The organism is Paracoccus endophyticus, from assembly GCF_003286075.1.
In the GTDB taxonomy this organism is placed as follows: domain Bacteria; phylum Pseudomonadota; class Alphaproteobacteria; order Rhodobacterales; family Rhodobacteraceae; genus Paracoccus; species Paracoccus endophyticus.
In genome coordinates, this window is record NZ_QLUV01000001.1 from 22303 (window position 1) to 41667 (window position 19365).

Sequence of the window (19365 nt, forward strand, 5' to 3'; positions counted from 1 at the left end):
CCCTGCCCGCCCTGCCGGTTTGGGTCGTCACCATCGGCCTGCTGGCCTTGTCCAACCTGTTCATGACGCTGGCGTGGTACGGCCACTTGCGATTCAAGACGGCCCCGCTGGTGCTGGTCATTGCGATAAGCTGGCTGATCGCGCTGCCGGAATACATCCTTCAGGTGCCGGCCAACCGCATCGGCCACCGCCAGTTCAGCGCCGCCCAGCTGAAGACCATCCAGGAGGTCATCAGCCTGACGGTCTTTGCCGGCTTCTCGTGGCTGTACCTGGGCGAGCGGCTGGGCTGGCAGCATGGCGTGGGATTCACGCTGATCTGTGCGGGGGCATGGTTTGTCTTTCATGACTGGGGCTAGGACGGCGCCGCACATCCTGACGCTGGTGGCGCTGGGGGGTCTGGGCGCGCTGTCGATGAACGTGTTCCTGCCCTCGCTTCCGGGCATGGCGCGCGATTTCGGGGTGGATTACGGCGTCATGCAGCTGTCGGTCTCGGCCTATCTGGCCGGGGCGGCGGTGGTGCAGCTGATCGCCGGCCCGATCAGCGACCGCTATGGCCGCCGCCCCGTGATGCTGTGGGCGCTGGCGATCTTTCTGGTGTCCAGCGTGGGCACATGGGCGGCGCCGACCGCCGGCTGGTTCCTGGTCTTCCGCATGATCCAGGCGGCGGTCGCCACCGGCATGGTGCTGTCGCGGGCGGTGGTGCGCGACCTGGTCGCAGGCGACGCCGCGGCCAGCCGCATCGGCTATGTCACCATGGGCATGTCGGTGATCCCGATGCTGGCCCCGGTGCTGGGCGGCCTTCTGGACGAGGCGCTGGGCTGGCGCGCCAACTTCTCGATGCTGGCGATCGCAGGCGCGGCGGTCACCGCGCTGGTCTGGCTCGACATGGGGGAAACCCGGCGCGGCCCCGGGCTGTCGATGGCCGCCCAGATGCGCAACTATCCGGCGCTGGCCCGTTCGGCGCGGTTCTGGGGCTATGCGACGGCGGCGACGCTCGCCTCGGGGGCGTTCTTCGCCTATCTGGGGGGCGCCCCCTTCGTGGGCGAGACGGTCTTTCACCTGCGCCCGGCCGAGGTCGGATACTGGTTTGCCGCGCCGTCGATCGGCTATCTGCTGGGCAACTTCATCTCGGGCCGCTGGTCGATCAAGATCGGCATGGACCGGATGATCCTGTGGGGCGGCCTGCTGACCGGGGCCGCGCTGGCCATGGCGCTGGCTGCCGATCTGGCCGGGCTGCACCACCCGCTGATGTTCTTCGGCGCGGTTGGCGTGACGGGCCTGGGCAACGGCATGGTCCTGCCCAACGCCAACGCGGGCATGATGAGCGTGCGCCCGGACCTGGCCGGCACCGCCAGCGGCCTGGGGGGCGCCATGGCGGTTGCGGGGGGCGCGGGGCTGGCGGCGCTGGCCGGGGCGCTGCTGGTGCCGGGCGCCGGGGCCGCGCCGCTGTTGGTCATCATGCTGCTGTCGGCGCTGGGGTCGCTGGTGGGCATCCTGGCGCTGATGCAGGCGCGTTAACCGGATCTTTGCCCCTCTGCCCCAGGGTGGGGTGCATGAGCCATCGATTCGTCCCGCCCCGGCCTGTCGCCTGCACCGTTTGCAGGCTTGCTATCAGGGCTTTGCAAACGCTATCCCCGGCGCTGGCAAAGCAAGGGACCCGCGATGGCCACCCAGAAGATCTATGCCGGCGCCGCGCTGCGCGAAACACGCAGCCGCCACGGCCTGACCCAGCGGCTGTTCGCCGACCGGCTGGGCGTGTCGCTGCCCTATCTCAGCCAGATGGAGAACAACCACCGGCCCGTCTCGGCCGGGGTGCTGCTGCGGCTGGCGTCGGAATTCGCGGTGGACGTGGGGGCGATGGCGGCGGGCGACGCCGACCGAATGGTGCTGGACATGGCCGAGGCCCTGGCCGACCCGCTGTTCGACGCGCCAACGCCGCTGGCCGACCTGCGGCTGGCCGCGTCCAACACGCCGTCGCTGGCGCGCGCCTTTCTGGACCTGTACCGCGCCCACCGCGAAGGGCAGGACCGGCTGGCCGCCCTGGACGAGGCGTTGGGCGCCACGGGACAGAACGCGCTGTCCTCCCCGTGGGAGGAGGTGCGCGACTTCTTCCACTACTGCGACAACTACATCGATGCGGTGGACCGCGCGGCGGAACGCTTCGCCTGCCCCGACGGCCGGCGGGCCGACCCGATGGCACGCGCGATGGCGGCGCTGTCGGACCGGGGCATCACCGTCGATCATGCGGAACTGCCGCCGGGGGCGGTGTTTCGCCGCGACGGCAACCGCATTACCCTGAACGCCACGGCCGAGCCTGCAACGCGCGTGTTCCAGCTGCTCAACCTGGTCGCCCGCGAGACGCGGGGCGACCTGCTGGACGCGACGCTGGACCTCGGGCGGTTCCGCAGCCAGACCGCCCGCGACATCGCGCGGGTGGGGCTGGCGAACTCGTTTGCCGGCGCGGCGCTGCTGCCCTATCGCCCGTTCCTGGCCGCGGCGCGGGCCGAACGCCACGACCTGGAACGGCTGGCCCATCTGTTCGGCGCCTCGCTGGAACAGGTGGCGCACCGGCTGTCCACGTTGCAGCGCCCCGGCGACAAGGGTGTGCCGTTCTTTTTCGTGCGCGTGGATCAGGCCGGCACGATCACCAAGCGCCACTCCGCCACCCGGCTGCAATTCGCGCGTTTTGGCGGCGCCTGCCCCCTGTGGAACGTCCATCAGGCGTTCGAGACGCCCGGCCGCTTCCTGCGCCAGCTGGCCCAGACGCCGGACGGGGTGCGCTATCTGTGCCTCTCGCGCGAGGTGGCGAAGGCCCCCGGCCAGTTCCGCGCCCCCATCCGCCGCTTTGCGATCTGCCTGGGGTGCGAGATCACGCATGCGCGCGACATGGTCTATGCCGACGGGCTGGACCTGGGAAATCCGCACTCCTACGAACAGATCGGCGTGTCCTGCCGCATCTGCCCGCGCAGCGACTGCCACCAGCGGTCGGTGCCCCCGATCGACCGCCCCATCGTGGTGCCGCCCGACCGGTCGGGACCGTTGCCCTATGCCATCGGCTGACCGGCAGGACCAATCGACGATTGCCTGCCGGCGAGAAGGGGCGAAGAACAGGCGGGTTTTCGCCTCGGCAGCAAGGTTCCGCCGATCAGGCGGCATCGGGGGAACTGCAGCGTTGCAAGACTGCCACGGTTTCCCCTAACCAGCCCGGAACCCGGCCGGGCCTGACCGGCACCTCATGAATGGATTGACCCCGTGCCGCGCCGCCTAGCGAACCACCTGTATTCCGTTCTCGAACGCGCCCTGCCCGAACAGCAGCTGTCTCTGAAATCCCGCGGGCGGACCCGCCTGGTGCGGCTGGGCTCGGGCACGCAGGCCCTGGCGCTGGGCGGCGGCGCGCTGGTGGTGGGCTGGACGATGCTCGCCAGTTCGATCCTGGCGATCGACGCGGTCAGCGCGGGTTCCTCGCGCGAGCAGGTGCACAAGACGCAGGCGGCGTTCGAGCAGCGGCTGGCCGAACTGTCGGCCGAACGCGACGCCCGCGCCGCCGAGGCGGTGGCGGCCCAGAACCGCTTTTCCACGGCCTTGGCGCAGGTGTCGCAGATGCAGTCGCAACTGCTGACGTCCGAGGAGCGGCGGCGCGAACTGGAATCGGGCATCGGCGCGATCCAGGCCTCGCTGCACGACGCGCTGATCGACCGCGACGCCGCGCAGCGCAAGCTGGCCCTGACCGAGGAAACCGTCGCCACCGAAACCCTGCCCCAGGCCGAACGCGCGCAGGAGTTTTCCGTCGCACTGGACATCCTGTCGGGCGAATTGCAATCGGCCGCCGCCGGGCGCGCCAGCGCCGAGGCCAAGGCCGCCGCGGCCGAACGCACCGCCGTGGCGCTGAGCGCCGAGCGCGACGCCATGGTGGCGCGCAACGAGGAGATCTTCGCCCAGATCGAGGATGCGGTCGAGATGTCGGTCAAGCCGCTGGACGACATGTTCCGCAAGGTGGGCGTGGACAGCGACAAGCTGCTGGCCGCCGTGCGCGAGGGCTATTCCGGCCAGGGCGGCCCGCTGACGCCGATGGGCTATTCCTCGCGCGGCAACGCCGCCATCTCGGAATCCGAGGCGCGGGCGAACGAGATCATGGTGTCGTTGGGCGACGTCAACAAGTACCGCATCGCGGTCAGCAAGCTGCCGCTGGCGATGCCGGTGAAGTCGGCCTTCCGGTACTCGTCGGGCTTCGGCCCGCGCTGGGGCCGCGCGCATCAGGGGATCGACATGGCCGGCCCGGTCGGCACGCCGATCTATTCGACGGGCGACGGGGTCGTGACCTTTGCCGGATGGCAGCGCGGATATGGCAACCTGATCAAGGTCCAGCACGCCCTGGGGACCGAAACCCGCTATGGCCACCTGTCGAAAATCGGGGTCAAGGTCGGGCAAAAGGTGTCGCGCAACAGCCTGATCGGTGCTATGGGCAACACCGGTCGGTCCACCGGCCCGCATCTGCATTACGAAGTGCGGGTCAAGGGTCGCGCCGTCGATCCCATGAGCTTCATCAAGGCCGCACAGAATGTTTTCTAAGACCCGAGTCACCGAACCTGGCCCGCGCAGCCCCAGCCCAGAGACCGATCTGAACCGCCCTGCCATGGATCACCACTTCGACCTGCCCGCCCAGCAGCCGGCGCGCACCCGCTCGGGTCCCTCGGTGCTGTCGTCGGACCTGACCGTCAAGGGCAACATCACGACCCAGGGCGACGTCCAGATCGAGGGCACGGTCGAGGGCGACATCCGCGCCCATCAGCTGACCGTCGGCGAAACCGCCACCATCCGCGGCGAGATCGTGGCCGACGAGATCATCGTGAACGGCCGCGTCGTGGGCCGTGTGCGCGGGCTGAAGGTCCGCCTGTCCGCCACCGCGCGGGTCGAGGGCGACATCGTCCACAAGACCATCGCCATCGAGTCGGGCGCGCATTTCGAAGGCTCGGTCCAGCGCCAGGAAGACCCGCTGGGCAACGGCGTGACCCCCAAGCTGGCCCCGCCCGCCGCCGCACGGATCGACGCCAAGGCCGAGTGAGCCCCCCTGCCCCGGCAGCCCGCGCGGCGTCCTGCGGGGCGCCGTCTTGCTTTACGGCCGGGCCGATGCGGCGCCCCGTGACGGCGCGGCCCCTGCCCAGGCAGCCCCATCACCCTTGCTGTCCGGCACGCTGCGCTTGGCCCGTCACTCCCAGTCGGGGATCAGGCGGCGGTACATGTGCCAGCTGGCATGCCCCAGCACCGGCAGGGCGACGAACAGGCCCAGAAACAGCGGCACGATGCCGGCGAACAGCAGCACCGCCACGACCACGGCCCAGGCCAGCATCACGCCGGGGTTGGCCGCGACCGCGCCGAAGCTTGCGATGATGGCGCTGATGAAATCGACCTCTCGGTCCAGGATCAGCGGCAGGCCCGCCACCGTGATGGCGAACAGGACGGCGGCGAATCCCGCGCCGATGGCGGTGCCGACCGTCAGCATCACCAGCCCGCGGCCCTGAAGCATCAGGTCCGGCGAGGACATGATGTTGGTCAGCGCCTGCAATCCCATGAACAGCGCAAAGATCGTGTGGGCGACGAACACCCAGAACATGAACATCAGCAGGATGACCATCGCCATGGATGGCACCTGCCGGTCCTTCTGCGCGAAGACGACGCCCATCACCGACAGCCAGTCCAGCGCCTCGCCGGCCTCGATCCGGCGGCTGACCTCGTAGAGCCCGACCGCGGCGAAGGGGGCGATCAGCGGAAAGCCCACGACAAAGGGGATCAGCCACCACTCTTGCCCCGCAGCCAGGGCCACCGCCGACAGCACCAGCCCCCCGGCGACGTAAAAGGCCGCGAAGAACAGCCCGAACCCCGGCGCCCGGCGGAAATCGCGCCAGCCGTCGCGCAGCGCGCCGCCGATCGCGTCGAAGCCGATCACCGCGGGTGGCGGAATCTCGTCGGCCTCGCCGCTGGCGCGCCCCTCGGCGGGGTCGGGGTCAGGCATCGGGTCGGGCATCGGCGGGCGTGTCGGGTCGGGCAGCGGGTTCGGACGCGGCACCGGATCGGCGGGGTGGCTCATCGCTGTCTCTCCTGTTGGGGCCGCGCGAGCGTGTGTCCGCCACGCGCCCGCCCGCGCCCCTGGGCCGGCATCTCAGCCAGGGGCGGCGGGCTGGGCATAGCGGTCGCGCAGGGCGGTGTTGACGGGGGGCGTCACGAATTTCGACACGTCGCCGCCAAGGCGCGCGATTTCCTTGACCAGCTTGGACGCGATGGCCTGTCGGCGCGCGTCGGCCATCAGGAACACCGTCTCGACGCTGGCGTCCAGCGCGCGGTTCATGCCGACCATCTGGAATTCGTATTCGAAATCCGCGACCGCGCGCAGGCCGCGGATGATGATGCCGGCGTTGACATCGCGCGCGGCGTCGATCAGCAGGTTCTCGAACGGGTGGACGACGATCTCGCCGCCGGTCTTCTGCACGATGGCCTGGCATTCCGCCTGGACCATGGCCACGCGCTGTTCCAGCGTGAAGGCCGGGCCCTTGTCGCGGTTTATCGCCACGCCGATCACCAGCCGGTCCACCAGCGCCATGGCGCGCTGGATGATGTCCACATGGCCCAGCGTGACCGGGTCGAAGGTACCTGGGTAAAGGCCGATGCGCATCTGCGGCTCCGTTCACGGGGACGTCATACGGAAAGCCGGAAACGCCGCGCTTGGCAAGCGCCGCGCGGCGGCAAATCCGCTCAGTTCCCCATGATCATGCCGGTCAGCGCCTCTTTTTCGGCCGAAAGCTCCTTGAGGCGGGCGGACACGGCGTCGCCGATCGAGACGACGCCCAGCATCTTTCCGTGGTCGTCCACCACCGGAAGGTGGCGGAAGCGGCCGTCGGTCATGCGCTGCAACACGGTCAGCGCGTCCTCGGCGCAGACGCAGGTGGACACATTGCGGGTCATCAGGTCGCCGACCTTGCGCTCCATGAGCTCGGCCCCCGACCGGCCCAGTTCCCGCACGATGTCGCGTTCCGACAGGATGCCGTCGGGCGACGTGCCGTCGGCCGACACCACGACGGCGCCGATCCGGCGTTCGGCCAGCAGCCGGACGGCATCCGAGACCAGACTGTCGGGCGTCACCGTGACCAGCGTGTCGGGCCCGGTCTTCATCGCGAGAATCTGTTTGACGATCATCTGCTTTCCCCCATTGCGTGCGTTGCCGTCAGCGTTGCCGCGGCGCGGCCCTGCGTCAAGTGCGACCATGCTCGGGCGGGGGATCGGCGGCGCCGGCCAGCAGCTCCAGCCGGGCGACCTCGCGGCGGATGCCGGTCGCCACCGCCTCGGCCAGCCGGGTCAGACGGTCGGACCGGCGGTCGTCGGCATGACGGATCAGCCAGAACGACCGGGTCAGCGCGATGTCGCGGGTCAGCAGGCGGCGCACGCCGGGGGCGAAGGGAATCGCGAAGTCGTGGACGATGCCCAGCCCCGCCCCTGCCCGGATCGCCTGCATCTGCACGCTGACCGAGTTCGAGGACAGCACCGCCCGGTCGGCCCCCGTTTCGGGCATGTAGTCCAGCTCTCGATCAAAGATCATGTCGGCGATATAGCCGATCATGCGGTGCCCGCGCAGGTCCGCCTGCGACCGGATCGGCGGATGCCCGGCCAGATAGTCGGCGTGCCCGGCCAGGTGCAGGTGATAGTCGGTGATCTTCTGGACCGACGCGCGGCCGGTTTCCGGGCGGCTGACGGCGACCGCCATGTCGGCCTCGCGCCGCGACAGGTTGAACACGCGCGGCAGCGCGACGATCTGGATGTCCAGCCCGGGATGCTCGGCCACCATCCGCGCGCAGATCTGCGGCAGGACATAGTTCGCGCAGCCGTCGGGCGCCCCGATCCGCAGCTGTCCGGTCAGCCCGCCCGTGCCCGCGCTTTCCGCGGCGGCGCCGGCCGCGGCCTCGACCGCCTCGGCGTGGGGCAGCAGCGCGACCCCTTCGGCCGTGGCGGCATAGCCCTGGGGGGTCTTGGCAAACAGCACCCGTCCCAGCGCGGTTTCCAGCCGCGCGATCCGCCGCCCCACGGTCGAGGCGTCCATCCCCAGCCGCCGCCCGGCGGCCGACAGCGATTCCTCGCGCGCGACGGCCAGGAACACGCGCAGATCGTCCCAGTCCACCGCCCGCCCCTTTGCATTCCTGCAAAACCCTTTGGCGGCATCGTCGCTTTATTCCGCGAAATCGCAAGGCTAAGGTGCGGGCAACCATCAGGCCGGCCTTAGCGGAGGAATGCGATGCGTCAGGTGAATCACTGGATAGACGGCAAGGACACGGCGGGCACGTCCGGCCGCACCGCCGATGTCTTCAACCCTGCCACGGGCGAGGTTCAGGCCAAGGTCGCGCTGGCCAGCAAGGCCGAGATGGACGACGCCATCGACCGCGCCGCGCAGGCGCAGGTGAAATGGGGTGCGACCAACCCCCAGCGCCGCGCCCGCGTGATGATGAAGATGGTGGACCTCATCAACCGCGACATGGACAAGATGGCCGAGATGCTGTCGTCCGAGCATGGCAAGACATTCCCCGACGCCAAGGGCGACATCCAGCGCGGGCTCGAGGTGATCGAGTTCGCGATCGGCGCCCCCCACCAGCTGAAGGGCGAGTTCATCGACTCGGCCGGTCCGGGCATCGACATGTATTCCATGCGCCAGCCGCTGGGCGTCGTGGCCGCGATCACGCCGTTCAACTTTCCGGCCATGATCCCGCTGTGGAAGCTGGGCCCGGCCCTCGCCTCGGGCAACGCGGTCATCCTGAAGCCCAGCGAGCGCGATCCGACCGTTCCCAACATGCTGGCGCAGCTGTTCCAGGAGGCGGGGCTGCCCGACGGCGTCTTGCAGGTCGTCCACGGCGACAAGGAGGCGGTGGACGCCATCCTCGACAGCGAGGTCATCCAGGCCGTGGGCTTCGTCGGCTCGACCCCCATCGCGCAGTACATCTATGAACGCGCGGCCCAGACCGGCAAGCGGGCGCAGTGCTTTGGCGGCGCCAAGAACCACATGATCATCATGCCCGACGCCGACCTGGACCAGGCGGCCGACGCGCTGGTGGGCGCGGGCTTCGGGGCCGCGGGCGAACGCTGCATGGCGATTTCCGTCGCCGTCCCGGTAGGCGAAAAGACCGCCGACGCGCTGATCGAAAAGCTGGTGCCGCGGATCGAAAAGCTGAAGGTCGGTCCCTGGACCGCGGGCAACGACGTGGACTACGGCCCGGTCGTGACCAGGGCGGCCAAGGAGAACATCCTGCGGCTGGTCAACCGCGGCGTCGAGCAGGGGGCCGAGCTGGTCGTGGACAGCCGCGATTTCAGCCTGCAGGGCTATGAGGACGGGTTCTTCGTCGGCCCCCACCTGTTCGACCGCGTGACGCCGGACATGGACATCTACAAGACCGAGATCTTCGGCCCGGTCCTGTCCACCGTCCGCGCCGGGTCCTACGAAGAGGCGCTGAAGCTGACCATGGACCACGAATACGGCAACGGCACCGCGATCTTTACCCGCGACGGCGACACCGCCCGCGATTTCGCCAGCCGCGTCAATGTGGGCATGATCGGGATCAACGTCCCGATCCCGGTGCCGCTGGCCTATTTCACCTTTGGCGGGTGGAAGCGGTCGGGCTTTGGCGACCTGAACCAGCACGGGCCCGATGCCTTCCGGTTCTATACGCGCACCAAGACCGTGACCTCGCGCTGGCCCTCGGGCATCAAGGAAGGCTCGGCCTTCAACTTCAAGGCCATGGACTGACACACCGGGGGCGCCGCGGGACAGCCCGCCGCGCCCCCGAACCCCTGCATCCGCAGGACGGGGCGCGCCGCGGCGCCCCGGTCACGCCACGGGGCCGGTCCGGATCGCTGCAACAGTCGTGCAACACTGGACCGCTAGCCCGCCGATCGACAGCCACGCGAAGGGAGAGCGCATGGATTTCGCCTTGTCCGAGGAACAGCAGGCCATCTTCGACATGGCCCGCGATTTCGGCCGGTCCGAGATCGCGCCCCATTCCCATGAATGGGAAGCCGCCGGCACCATCCCCAGGGACCTGTGGCCCAAGGCCGCAGCACTCGGCCTGGGCGGGCTTTACGTGTCCGAGGACTACGGCGGCTCGGGCCTGACCCGGCTGGACGCGACGCTGGTGTTCGAGGCGCTGGCCATGGCCGACCCGGCGGTGGGGTCGTTCCTGTCGATCCACAACATGTGCGGCGGCATGATCGACAAGTTCGGCAAGCCCGAGGACAAGGAACGCTGGCTGCCCGACCTGTGTTCGATGCGCAAGGTGTTTTCCTATTGCCTGACCGAGCCGGGCAGCGGATCGGACGCCGCCGCCCTGCGGACCCGGGCCGAGCGCACCAACACCGGCTGGACCCTGAACGGGACCAAGGCCTTCATTTCGGGCGGCAGCTATTCCGACGCCTATGTGTGCATGGTCCGCACCGGCGAGGACGGGCCGAAGGGCATCTCGACCGTCGTGGTCGAGGACGGCACGCCCGGCCTGTCCTTTGGCGCGCTCGAGCGCAAGATGGGCTGGCAGGCGCAGCCTACGACGCAGGTCCAGTTCGACGATTGCGCGATCCCGGCCGACAACCTGCTGGGCGAGGAAGGGCGCGGATTCACCTATGCGATGGCGGGGCTGGACGGCGGGCGGCTGAACATCGCGGCCAGCGCGCTGGGGGGCGCGCAGCAGGCGCTGGACCAGACGCTGAGCTACATGGGCGAGCGCCGGGCCTTTGGAAGGACGCTGGACCAGTTCCAGGCGTTGCAGTTCAAGCTGGCCGAGATGGAGGTCGCGTTGCAGTCCGCCCGCGTCTTCCTGCGGCAGGCCGCGTGGAAGCTGGACAACCAGACGCCCGACGCGACAAAGTTCTGCGCGATGGCCAAGGTCTATGTGACCGACAGCGCCTTTGAGGTCGCCAACACCTGCCTGCAACTGCACGGCGGCTATGGCTATCTGGCCGACTATGGCGTCGAGAAGATCGTCCGCGACCTGCGGGTCCATCAGATCCTTGAAGGCACGAACGAGATCATGCGGATGATCGTCAGCCGCGCCCTGCTGGCGGAGCGTGCGTGATGGCCGATCTGACGATCCGCACCGACCGGCGCGCCGGCCGCATCACCCTGAATCGTCCCGCCGCGCTGAACGCGCTGAGCCACGAGATGGCCAACGACATCAAGACCGCGCTGGACCGCTGGCGCGACGATCCGGCTGTGGCGCTGGTCATCATCGACGCCGAGGGCGACCGCGCCTTTTGCGCCGGCGGCGACATCGCGGCGGTCTATCACGGCGGGCGGGCGGGCGACCACGCCATCGGGCAACGGTTCTTCGCCGACGAATACCGCATGAACGCAACCATCGCCGATTACCCCAAGCCGATCGTCGCCTTCATGCAGGGCTTTGTCATGGGCGGGGGCGTGGGCATCGGCGGCCACGCCAGCCACCGGGTCGTGGGCGACACCACCCAGATGGCGATGCCGGAAACGGGCATCGGCCTGATCCCGGACGTGGGGGGCACGTGGCTGCTGTCGCGCGCGCCGGGGCGGATCGGGGAATATCTGGGCCTGACGGGCGCGCGCATGGGCGCGGGCGACGCGATCCATTCCGGGTTCGCCAACCTCTATCTGCCCGAGGCCGACTGGCCCGCGGCCAAGGACCGGCTGGCCGAGACGGGCGACGCGGCCAGCCTGAAGGGGAAGACCCCGCCGCAGGCCGCCCTGGCCGACCGGGACCTGTCGGCCTTTGGCGGGCGCAGCGTGGCCGAGATCATCGGCGCGCTCGAGGCGGCCGGCAATGACGAGGCGCTGAAGCCGATCCGGCGCAACTCGCCCCTGTCCATGGCCGCGACGCTGGCGATGGTGCGCGCGGCGCGCGGCGACCGGCGGATGCAGGACAGCCTGGCACGCGAATACCGATTCACCCACCGCGCGACCGAACATTCCGATTTTATCGAGGGCGTCCGCGCGCAGATCATCGACAAGGACCGCACTCCGGTCTGGTCGCGCCCCGCGGACCCCGCGGCGGTCGATGCGATGCTGGCGCCCCTGGGCGACGCCGAACTGAACTGGGAGGACTGAGATGCGGATCGGGTTCATCGGACTGGGCAACATGGGCGCGCCGATGGCGCTGAACCTCTTGCGCGCGGGCCACGATGTCAGGGGCTTTGACGTGTCGGGCACCGTGCCCGAGGGCATCGCCGCCGGGGCCAGCGCCGCCGATGTCGCGCGGGGCGCGGACGTGGTCATCACCATGCTGCCCAACGGCCAGATCCTGCGCACCGTCGCGGCCGAGGTGATCCCCGCGATGCGGCCCGGCGCGGTGCTGTGCGACTGTTCGACCGTGGACGTGGACAGTGCCCGCGCGGTGGCCGCCGACGCCGCGGCCGCACGGCTGGGGGCGCTGGATGCGCCCGTCTCGGGCGGCATCGGGGGCGCGGCCGCCGGAACGCTGACCTTCATGGTGGGCGGGCCGGACGACGCCTTCGAGACGGTCCGCCCGCTGTTCGAGCTGATGGGCCAGAAGGCCGTGCACTGCGGCGCGGCCGGCGCGGGCCAGGCCGCCAAGATCTGCAACAACATGATCTTGGGCGCCACGATGATCGCCACCTGCGAGGCGTTTGCGCTGGCCGACAAGCTGGGGCTGGACCGCGCGAGGATGTTCGACGTGGTGTCGACCTCGTCGGGCTACAGCTGGTCGATGAACGCCTATTGCCCGGCGCCGGGCGTGGGGCCGACCTCGCCCGCCGACAACGGCTACAAGCCCGGTTTCGCGGCCGAGCTGATGCTGAAGGACCTTCGCCTGTCGCAGCAGGCGGCCGAGGCCGTCGATGCCGACACCCCGATGGGCCAGCTTGCCACGCAGCTTTACACCCAGTTCGTCGAATCCGAGGACGGGCGCGGGCGCGATTTCTCGGCGATGCTGCCGCGGCTGGCGGCACGCGGCAGGCACGGTTGATGCAGCGGCGGTGGGCCGCGCGCGACTTATCGTCGTCGCGCTGCAACGTCTTGGCCCGGCGCGGCGTTGATCCGGGTTAACAAAGGATGATCGCCATGAACCGAACTGCGCTGCTCGCCGGCCTGTTGGCCGCGACCCTGCCCCTGGCTGCGCTGGCCGACAAGCCCGGCCACGCGGGCGGCAAGGGGAATGGCCACGGCAAGGACAAGCACGCGGCCAGGGTGCAGTCGGACCGCCGCGCCCCCGAGGGGCGGCGCGACCCTGTGGTGGTCGTCCGCGCCCGCGGGCGGGACAGCGTCGTGGTGGTGGACCGCGGCGATCATCCGGTCCGGGTCATGGCGCAACGGGCCTGCCCGCCCGGACTGGCGAAAAAGGACCCGGCCTGCGTTCCGCCCGGCCAGGCCGGAAAGGGCCGCGTCGTGGTCGGGGACCGCATCGACTGGGACAGGGCCCATGTCGTGACGCGGCCTGGGCTTTATGGGCTGGCGGTGCCGCCGCCGGGCCAACGCTATGCCGTGGTGGATGGGCGCCTGGTGCGCATCGACGATGATTCGGCCCGAATCCTGTCGATCGTGCGGCTGGTGGACGCGCTGCTCGACTGACCGGCGTCCTCGCCGATCGACGTTGATCCCGGGGCCAGTCCGCGATACATTCCCTTTATTGCATTCGTTCAAAGGGGGGGCATGATGCCGCGCAACATGGGTTCGCTTGACCGGGTCATCCGGGTGGTCGTCGGTCTGGCGCTGCTGGCGGGGTTCTTTCTGAACACCACGGCGGAATGGCGGTGGCTGTATCTGCTGGGGATCGTGCCCCTGATGACGGGCCTGGCCGGCACCTGCCCGATGTATTCGATCCTGGGCGTGAATACCTGCGCGCGTCGCTAGGGCCCTAGCCGTCCAGCAACGCCTCGGCCGCGGCGCGGGCGGCCGGGGTGATCGCCTCGCCCGCCAGCATCCGCGCCAGTTCCTCGACGCGCTCGGCCTGCGCGAGCGGGCTCACGGTCGAGGTGGTCATGCCCCCCGACACCGCCTTGGCCACCAGGAAATGCCGGTCCCCGCGCGCCGCTACCTGGGGCGAATGGGTGACGACCAGCACCTGCGCGTCCTGGGCCAGCCGCGCCAGGCGGCGGCCCACCGCATCGGCGGTCGCCCCGCCCACGCCGCGGTCGATCTCGTCGAAGATCATCACCAGGCTGTCGCCGCCGCGCGCCAGGCAGACCTTCAGCGCCAGCAGGAACCGCGACAGCTCGCCCCCCGAGGCGATGCGATCCAGCGGGCCTGACGGCGCGCCGGGGTTGGTGGCGACGGTAAAGGCGACGCTGTCGCGCCCCTCGGGGCCAGGGTCGCCCGGGGCAATGCGCGTGTCGAACACCGCGCGTTCCATCTTCAGGGGCGCAAGCTCGGCTGCCATCGCGGCGTCCAGCCGGCCGGCGGCCTCGGTCCGCTGCGCGGTCACGGCGGCGGCGGCGGCGTCATAGGCGGCGTCGGCGGCGCGCACGGCGGCGGCCAGATCGCCCAGCCGCGCCTCTCCCGCGTCCAGCGCCTCCAGCCGGGCCGACAGGGTCGCGGCCAGCCCGGCCAGGTCGTCAGCCAGCACGTCGTGCTTGCGGGCCAGCGCGCGCAGGGCGAACAGCCGCTCCTCGGTCGCCTCAAGCGTGGCGGGATCGTGGTCCATCGCGGCCACCGCATCCTCGATCCCGCGGGTGGCCTCGCCCAGTTCGATCAGCGCGCGCCCCAGCGCCGCGATGGGCGCATCCAGCGGGGCAGACGCCGCGTCGTGGGCCTTGGCCGCCGCGCCCTCGAGCCAGCGCACCGCCTCGACCATCGCGCCCTCGGCGCCCTTGCCCGACACAAGCTCCAGCGCGCGGGCGACATCGCCGCGGATCCGCTCGGCCGCCTGCATGTCGCGGCGGGCGATGTCCAGCGTCTCCTCCTCGCCGGGCTGGGGGTCCAGCTTGACCAACTCGGCGACGGCGTGGCGCAGGAAATCCTCCTCGCGGCGCGCGGCCTCCAGCGCCGCCTCGGCGTCCGACAGTGCGGCCGCGGCCTGCCGCCGGGCGCCCCAAGCCGCACGCAGGGGCGCAAGGTCGATGCCCGCGAACGCATCCAGCAGCATCCGGTGCCCGCGCGGGTTCAGCAGCCCGCGGTCGTCATGCTGGCCGTGCAGTTCGACCAGCGCGTCCGACAGCGCGCGCAGAACCTCGCCCGAGACGCGGCGGTCGTTGACCCAGCCGGTCTTGCGCCCGTCGGCGGCGTTGACGCGGCGCAGGATCAGCTCGTCCTCGGCGGTGATTCCGGCCTCGTCCAGCACGCCGCGGGCGGGGTGGCCCGCCGGCAGGTCGAACACCGCCGTGACCTCGCCCTGGCTCGCCCCCGCGCGCACCAGTTCGGCCCGGCCGCGCCAGCCCAGAACGAAGCCGAGGCAGTCCAGCAGGATCGACTTGCCCGCGCCGGTTTCGCCGGTCAGCACGTTCAGGCCGGGCGCGAACTCCAGCGCCAGCCGGTCGATCAGCAGCATGTCCCGGATGTCCAGCGACCGCAGCATCGGTTTACACCCTTGCGGCCGCGGTCAGAGCCACTTGCCCTGGATGACCTGCCGATAGACCCTGGTCAGCCACGAGTTGCCTTGCGGTGTCGCGGTCAGACCGCGCCCGCGCAGCTGGGCATAGGCATCCTGATAGAACGGCGAGGACTGGAAGTTGTGGCCCAGGATCGCGCCCGCGGTCTGCGCCTCGTCGGTCAGGCCCAGCGCAAGATACGCCTCGACCAGCCGCATCAGCGCCTCGGGCGTGTGGGTCGTGGTCTGGTAATCCTCGACCACGACGCGGAAGCGGTTGATCGCGGCGGTGTGGTGCCCGCGCTTGAGGTAGTAGCGCCCGATCTCCATCTCCTTGCCGGCCAGATGGTCGAAGGCGAGGTCGAACTTGAGCACGGCGGAACGCGCGTATTCGGTGTCGGGATACTGCTCGATCACCTCGCGCAGCGCCTGCAGCGCCTGGAAGGTCAGGCCCTGGTCGCGCCCGACCTCGTCGATCTGGTCATAGTAGGACAGCGCCAGCAGGTACTTGGCATAGGCCGCGTCCTCGTCGCCCGGATAGGCGTCGATGAACCGCTGCGCGGCGCCCCGCGCCTCGTCGTACTGGCGCGCCTTGTGGTGGGAATAGGCCTGCATGATCAGGGCGCGCTTGGCCCAGTCGGAATAGGGGTAAAGCCGCTCGATCTCGGAAAAATAATGCACCGCGTCGCGCGGCTTGCCGTTGTTTTCCAGCTCGTATTCGCCGCGCTTGTAGATTTGCTCGGCGGTGAAATTGTCCAGCGGCTGCTTGGTGCCGCCGCCCCCGCCACCGCAGCCGGCCAGCAACGATACCGAGACGACGACCGCCATCAGCACCGGTCCCGCTTTTCTGACTGCCATGTCCGTCCTGTCCGTTCGCGTCCCGCGGCTGCCTAGCACAGAACATCAGGCCACGCAAAAGGGCAAGGTCGGCCACCGCGCCCGCCGGTCGGCTGCCCGTCGATTTGCGCCTGCCCTCAGGCGACGGCGCGCGTGGCGGCCCTGTCCGTCAGGATCGCCGGGTCATAGCGGTCGACGCCCGCGCCGGGCAGGCGGGATTGCAGATCGTCCGAGCAGGTCGCCCATTCCCAGGCGTCCGGCCTGTCGAACAGCGCCCGCAGCAGGCGGTTGGTCAGGGCATGGCCGGCGCGATGGCCGGTATAGTGGGCCAGCAGCGGGGCGCCCGCCAGCGCAAGGTCGCCCATCGCGTCCAGCATCTTGTGGCGCACGGCCTCGTCGGCATGGCGCAGCCCGCCCGGCGACAGCACCCGGTCGCCGTCCACGACGACGGCGTTGAAGTACGTGCCGCCCAGCGCCAGGCCATTGGCCTTCATCGCATCCACGTCCGCCTGCCGGCAGAAGGTCCGGCTGTCCATCAGCTCGCGCAGGAAGGCCCCGTTCGCCATGTCCAGCCGCTTTTCCTGATGGCCGATCGCGGCATCGGCAAAGTCGATGGCGAAGTCGATGCCCAGGTGGTCGGCAGGCGTCAGGCGGGCAAAGGCCTCGCCCTCGCGCACCTCGACCGGCTTCAGCACGCGGATCGCGCGCAGCGTCTTGCGCTGCATCCGCAGGCCCGCGCGCAGGATTCCCGCCACGAAGGGCGCCGCCGAGCCGTCGAGGATCGGCACCTCGGGCCCGTCGATGTCGATCAGCGCGTTGTGAACGCCGGTGCCGGCCAAGGCCGCCATGACGTGTTCGACGGTCGACACGGTCGCCCCGTTCGTGCCCTGCAACAGCGTGCACAGGCGCGAGGGCTGGACATGGTCCCAGCGGGCCGGGACCAGCGCGCCGTCCAGGTCGGTGCGGCGGAACACGATGCCGTGCCCGGCCGGCGCGGGACGGATGGTCAGGCGGGCAGCGGCCCCGGAATGAAGGCCGGCGCCTTTGAACTCTGCGGCGGTGGCAAGGGTGGCCTGCATGGTCGTCGTCCGATTCTCGTGGGGGGCAAGGCGCCCCTGTCGATCATCAGGTAGGCGGCCTGCCCCCGACGCTCAATTAACGTTTTGTGACCCCCTGAAACATCCGGGCGGCCGCGCGCCGGATTCCCGGTCTATCCGCCAAGGACCTGTTCACATGAAAAAAAGGGCCGCCCGAGGGCAGCCCCTTTGCCATTCGTCCGGCCCCGTGACCGGCTCAGTTCGCCTGACGGCGCAGGAAGGCCGGGATCTCGACATTGTCCTGCGCGCCGTCCGGCGAGGCGAGGTCGTCGAACGCGCTGTCGGCCGGGCGGCTGCGGGCCATCCGCTCGCTGACGCGCTCGGCGATGGTCGCCGCCTGCGGGCGCTCGGCCGGCGTCTCGGTCGCGCCGGACAGCCGTTCCATGATGCGGCCCAGCCCGGCCATGCGCTGCGTGCCCTGCGGCGCGGGGGCCGGGGTGGCGGCCGGCGCGGCGCGGCGCTGGTTGGCCTCGGCCGCGGCGGCTTTGACGCGGTCCAGACGCTCGCGCATCGTGTCGCCCTGACCCGCGCGCGGCCGTGCCGGCGCCGTAAAGCTTTCCGCCGAGTCGTTCAGCCGGCTGGAAGTGGTGCGCAGGTCGGCGGGACGGGCGGGCTCGGGGCGCACATCGGGGCGCGGCTCGACGCGCGGCTCGGGCCGGACCTCGGCCCGCGGCTCGGGGCGTTCGGCGGGCTGATAGGCGGGCGCGGGCAGATCGTCCTCGGCCACGACGGGACGGGCAAGATCCGCCACGACCCGGCGCTGCGGCACGGCCGGCTCCTCATGCGCGGCCGCGGCGGCCTGGGCCACGGGCGGATGCTGGGTCAGCGGCTCGCGCATGCCGCGGCGCGCCACGGGCGTCTCGTGGACGGCCGCCGCCGCGTCGATGCCGGTCGCCACGACCGACACGCGGACCGCGCCCTCCATCGAGGGGTCCAGCGTCGAGCCGACGATGATGTTGGCATCGCCGTCCACCTTCTCACGGATCTTCTCGGCCGCCTCGTCCATCTCGAACAGGGTCAGGTCATAGCCGCCGGTGATGTTGATCAGCACGCCCTTGGCGCCCTGCAGGCTGATCTCGTCCAGCAGCGGGTTGGCGATGGCCTTCTCGGCGGCTTCGACGGCGCGGTTGTCGCCGGTCGCCTCGCCGGTGCCCATCATGGCCTTGCCCATCTCGTCCATGACCGCGCGCACGTCGGCGAAGTCGAGGTTGATCAGGCCCGGGCGCACCATCAGGTCGGTCACGCCCTTGACGCCCTGGTACAGCACGTCATCGGCCATCGCGAAGGCCTCGGTGAAGGTGGTCTTCTCGTTGGCGATGCGGAACAGGTTCTGGTTGGGGATGATGATGAGGGTATCGACGACCTTCTGCAGCGCCTCGACGCCCTCGTCGGCCTGGCGCATCCGCTTCGACCCCTCGAACTGGAAGGGCTTGGTCACGACGCCGACGGTCAGGATGCCCATCTCGCGCGCGGCCTGCGCGATGATCGGCGCCGCGCCGGTGCCGGTGCCGCCGCCCATGCCGGCGGTGATGAAGCACATGTGCGCGCCCATCAGGTGATCGACGATGTCCTCGATCGTCTCCTCGGCGGCCTTGGCCCCGATCGAGGGCTTGGCGCCCGCGCCCAGACCTTCGGTGACCTTGGGGCCAAGCTGCACGCGCTGTTCGGCCCGGCTTTGCGCCAGCGCCTGCGCATCGGTGTTGGCCACGACGAAATCGACCCCGTCGAGTTTCTTCTCGATCATGTTGTTGACGGCGTTGCCCCCTGCCCCGCCAACACCGAACACGGTGATGCGCGGGCGCAGTTCCTCGTCGTCATTCATCATCAGGTTCAGATTCATCGCCGCCTGCCCTCTCATGTGGTTAGCCGGGTCGTGGCGCCCGGTCGAATCCGTTTTGCTG

Annotated in this window: 19 protein-coding genes; 11 read left to right on the top strand and 8 right to left on the bottom strand. The window is 70.2% G+C overall.

Going from position 1 to position 19365, the window contains the following annotated elements; translation table 11 throughout:
- The first annotated feature begins 2 nt into the window (after positions 1-2).
- From DPQ23_RS00110 to DPQ23_RS00130, 5 genes are all read left to right on the top strand, one after another.
- Positions 3-356, top strand: a complete 354-nt coding sequence (locus DPQ23_RS00110; protein ID WP_112873274.1) for a DMT family protein — start codon at positions 3-5, stop codon at positions 354-356.
- Positions 343-1518 carry a multidrug effflux MFS transporter gene (locus tag DPQ23_RS00115; protein ID WP_112872659.1) on the top strand — a complete coding sequence of 392 codons (1176 nt, stop codon included), beginning with the start codon at positions 343-345 and terminating at the stop codon, positions 1516-1518. The genes DPQ23_RS00110 and DPQ23_RS00115 overlap by 14 nt, the downstream gene beginning before the upstream one ends.
- A gap of 144 nt (positions 1519-1662) precedes the next feature.
- Positions 1663-3060, top strand: coding sequence for a helix-turn-helix domain-containing protein (locus DPQ23_RS00120; RefSeq protein ID WP_112872660.1), 1398 nt, complete (start codon positions 1663-1665; stop codon positions 3058-3060).
- 192 nt (positions 3061-3252) lie between these two features.
- On the top strand, positions 3253-4569 hold the full coding sequence (locus DPQ23_RS00125; protein ID WP_112872661.1) for a DUF5930 domain-containing protein: 1317 nt from the start codon (positions 3253-3255) through the stop codon (positions 4567-4569).
- Positions 4559-5062 (top strand): bactofilin family protein, encoded by a 504-nt coding sequence (locus DPQ23_RS00130; RefSeq protein WP_112872662.1) that lies wholly within the window; start codon positions 4559-4561, stop codon positions 5060-5062. Before DPQ23_RS00125 ends, DPQ23_RS00130 begins: the two co-directional genes overlap by 11 nt.
- A 144-nt stretch (positions 5063-5206) precedes the next feature.
- Here DPQ23_RS00130 and DPQ23_RS00135 read toward each other — a convergent pair whose 3' ends face one another.
- From DPQ23_RS00135 to DPQ23_RS00150, 4 genes are all read right to left on the bottom strand, one after another.
- On the bottom strand, positions 5207-6085 hold the full coding sequence (locus tag DPQ23_RS00135) for a DUF2189 domain-containing protein (RefSeq protein ID WP_112872663.1): 879 nt from the start codon (positions 6083-6085) through the stop codon (positions 5207-5209).
- Between the two features lie 72 nt (positions 6086-6157).
- On the bottom strand, positions 6158-6667 hold the full coding sequence (coaD, locus tag DPQ23_RS00140) for a pantetheine-phosphate adenylyltransferase (RefSeq protein WP_112872664.1): 510 nt from the start codon (positions 6665-6667) through the stop codon (positions 6158-6160).
- 80 nt (positions 6668-6747) lie between these two features.
- On the bottom strand, positions 6748-7188 hold the full coding sequence (locus DPQ23_RS00145; protein ID WP_112872665.1) for a CBS domain-containing protein: 441 nt from the start codon (positions 7186-7188) through the stop codon (positions 6748-6750).
- A 55-nt stretch (positions 7189-7243) separates the two neighbouring features.
- Positions 7244-8164 carry a LysR family transcriptional regulator gene (locus DPQ23_RS00150; protein ID WP_112872666.1) on the bottom strand — a complete coding sequence of 307 codons (921 nt, stop codon included), beginning with the start codon at positions 8162-8164 and terminating at the stop codon, positions 7244-7246.
- A 114-nt stretch (positions 8165-8278) separates the two neighbouring features.
- Between DPQ23_RS00150 and DPQ23_RS00155 the strand changes: the two genes are divergently transcribed.
- The 6 genes from DPQ23_RS00155 to DPQ23_RS00180 all read left to right on the top strand — a co-directional run bounded on the left by DPQ23_RS00155 (position 8279) and on the right by DPQ23_RS00180 (position 13858).
- Positions 8279-9778: a CoA-acylating methylmalonate-semialdehyde dehydrogenase gene (locus tag DPQ23_RS00155; protein ID WP_112872667.1), complete on the top strand. Its 1500-nt coding sequence runs from the start codon at positions 8279-8281 to the stop codon at positions 9776-9778.
- A gap of 172 nt (positions 9779-9950) precedes the next feature.
- Positions 9951-11096 (top strand): acyl-CoA dehydrogenase family protein, encoded by a 1146-nt coding sequence (locus tag DPQ23_RS00160; RefSeq protein ID WP_112872668.1) that lies wholly within the window; start codon positions 9951-9953, stop codon positions 11094-11096.
- Positions 11096-12097, top strand: a complete 1002-nt coding sequence (locus DPQ23_RS00165; protein WP_112872669.1) for an enoyl-CoA hydratase/isomerase family protein — start codon at positions 11096-11098, stop codon at positions 12095-12097. Before DPQ23_RS00160 ends, DPQ23_RS00165 begins: the two co-directional genes overlap by 1 nt.
- Position 12098: 1 nt before the next feature.
- On the top strand, positions 12099-12974 hold the full coding sequence (mmsB, locus tag DPQ23_RS00170) for a 3-hydroxyisobutyrate dehydrogenase (RefSeq protein ID WP_112872670.1): 876 nt from the start codon (positions 12099-12101) through the stop codon (positions 12972-12974).
- Between the two features lie 95 nt (positions 12975-13069).
- Positions 13070-13576 (top strand): hypothetical protein, encoded by a 507-nt coding sequence (locus DPQ23_RS00175; RefSeq protein WP_112872671.1) that lies wholly within the window; start codon positions 13070-13072, stop codon positions 13574-13576.
- 81 nt (positions 13577-13657) lie between these two features.
- Positions 13658-13858 carry a YgaP family membrane protein gene (locus DPQ23_RS00180; protein WP_162630587.1) on the top strand — a complete coding sequence of 67 codons (201 nt, stop codon included), beginning with the start codon at positions 13658-13660 and terminating at the stop codon, positions 13856-13858.
- Positions 13859-13862: 4 nt separating this feature from the next.
- On the opposite strand, the gene recN is transcribed toward DPQ23_RS00180, so the two are convergent.
- From recN to ftsZ, 4 genes are all read right to left on the bottom strand, one after another.
- Positions 13863-15518: a DNA repair protein RecN gene (gene recN / locus DPQ23_RS00185; protein WP_112872672.1), complete on the bottom strand. Its 1656-nt coding sequence runs from the start codon at positions 15516-15518 to the stop codon at positions 13863-13865.
- A 24-nt stretch (positions 15519-15542) separates the two neighbouring features.
- The gene (locus DPQ23_RS00190) at positions 15543-16388 is read right to left on the bottom strand and encodes an outer membrane protein assembly factor BamD (protein ID WP_112872673.1); all 846 of its coding nucleotides are present in this window, start codon (positions 16386-16388) and stop codon (positions 15543-15545) included.
- Between the two features lie 116 nt (positions 16389-16504).
- Positions 16505-17446, bottom strand: a complete 942-nt coding sequence (gene lpxC / locus DPQ23_RS00195) for a UDP-3-O-acyl-N-acetylglucosamine deacetylase (RefSeq protein ID WP_112872674.1) — start codon at positions 17444-17446, stop codon at positions 16505-16507.
- Positions 17447-17660: 214 nt separating this feature from the next.
- Positions 17661-19304, bottom strand: a complete 1644-nt coding sequence (ftsZ, locus tag DPQ23_RS00200) for a cell division protein FtsZ (RefSeq protein WP_112872675.1) — start codon at positions 19302-19304, stop codon at positions 17661-17663.
- Positions 19305-19365: the final 61 nt, after the last annotated feature.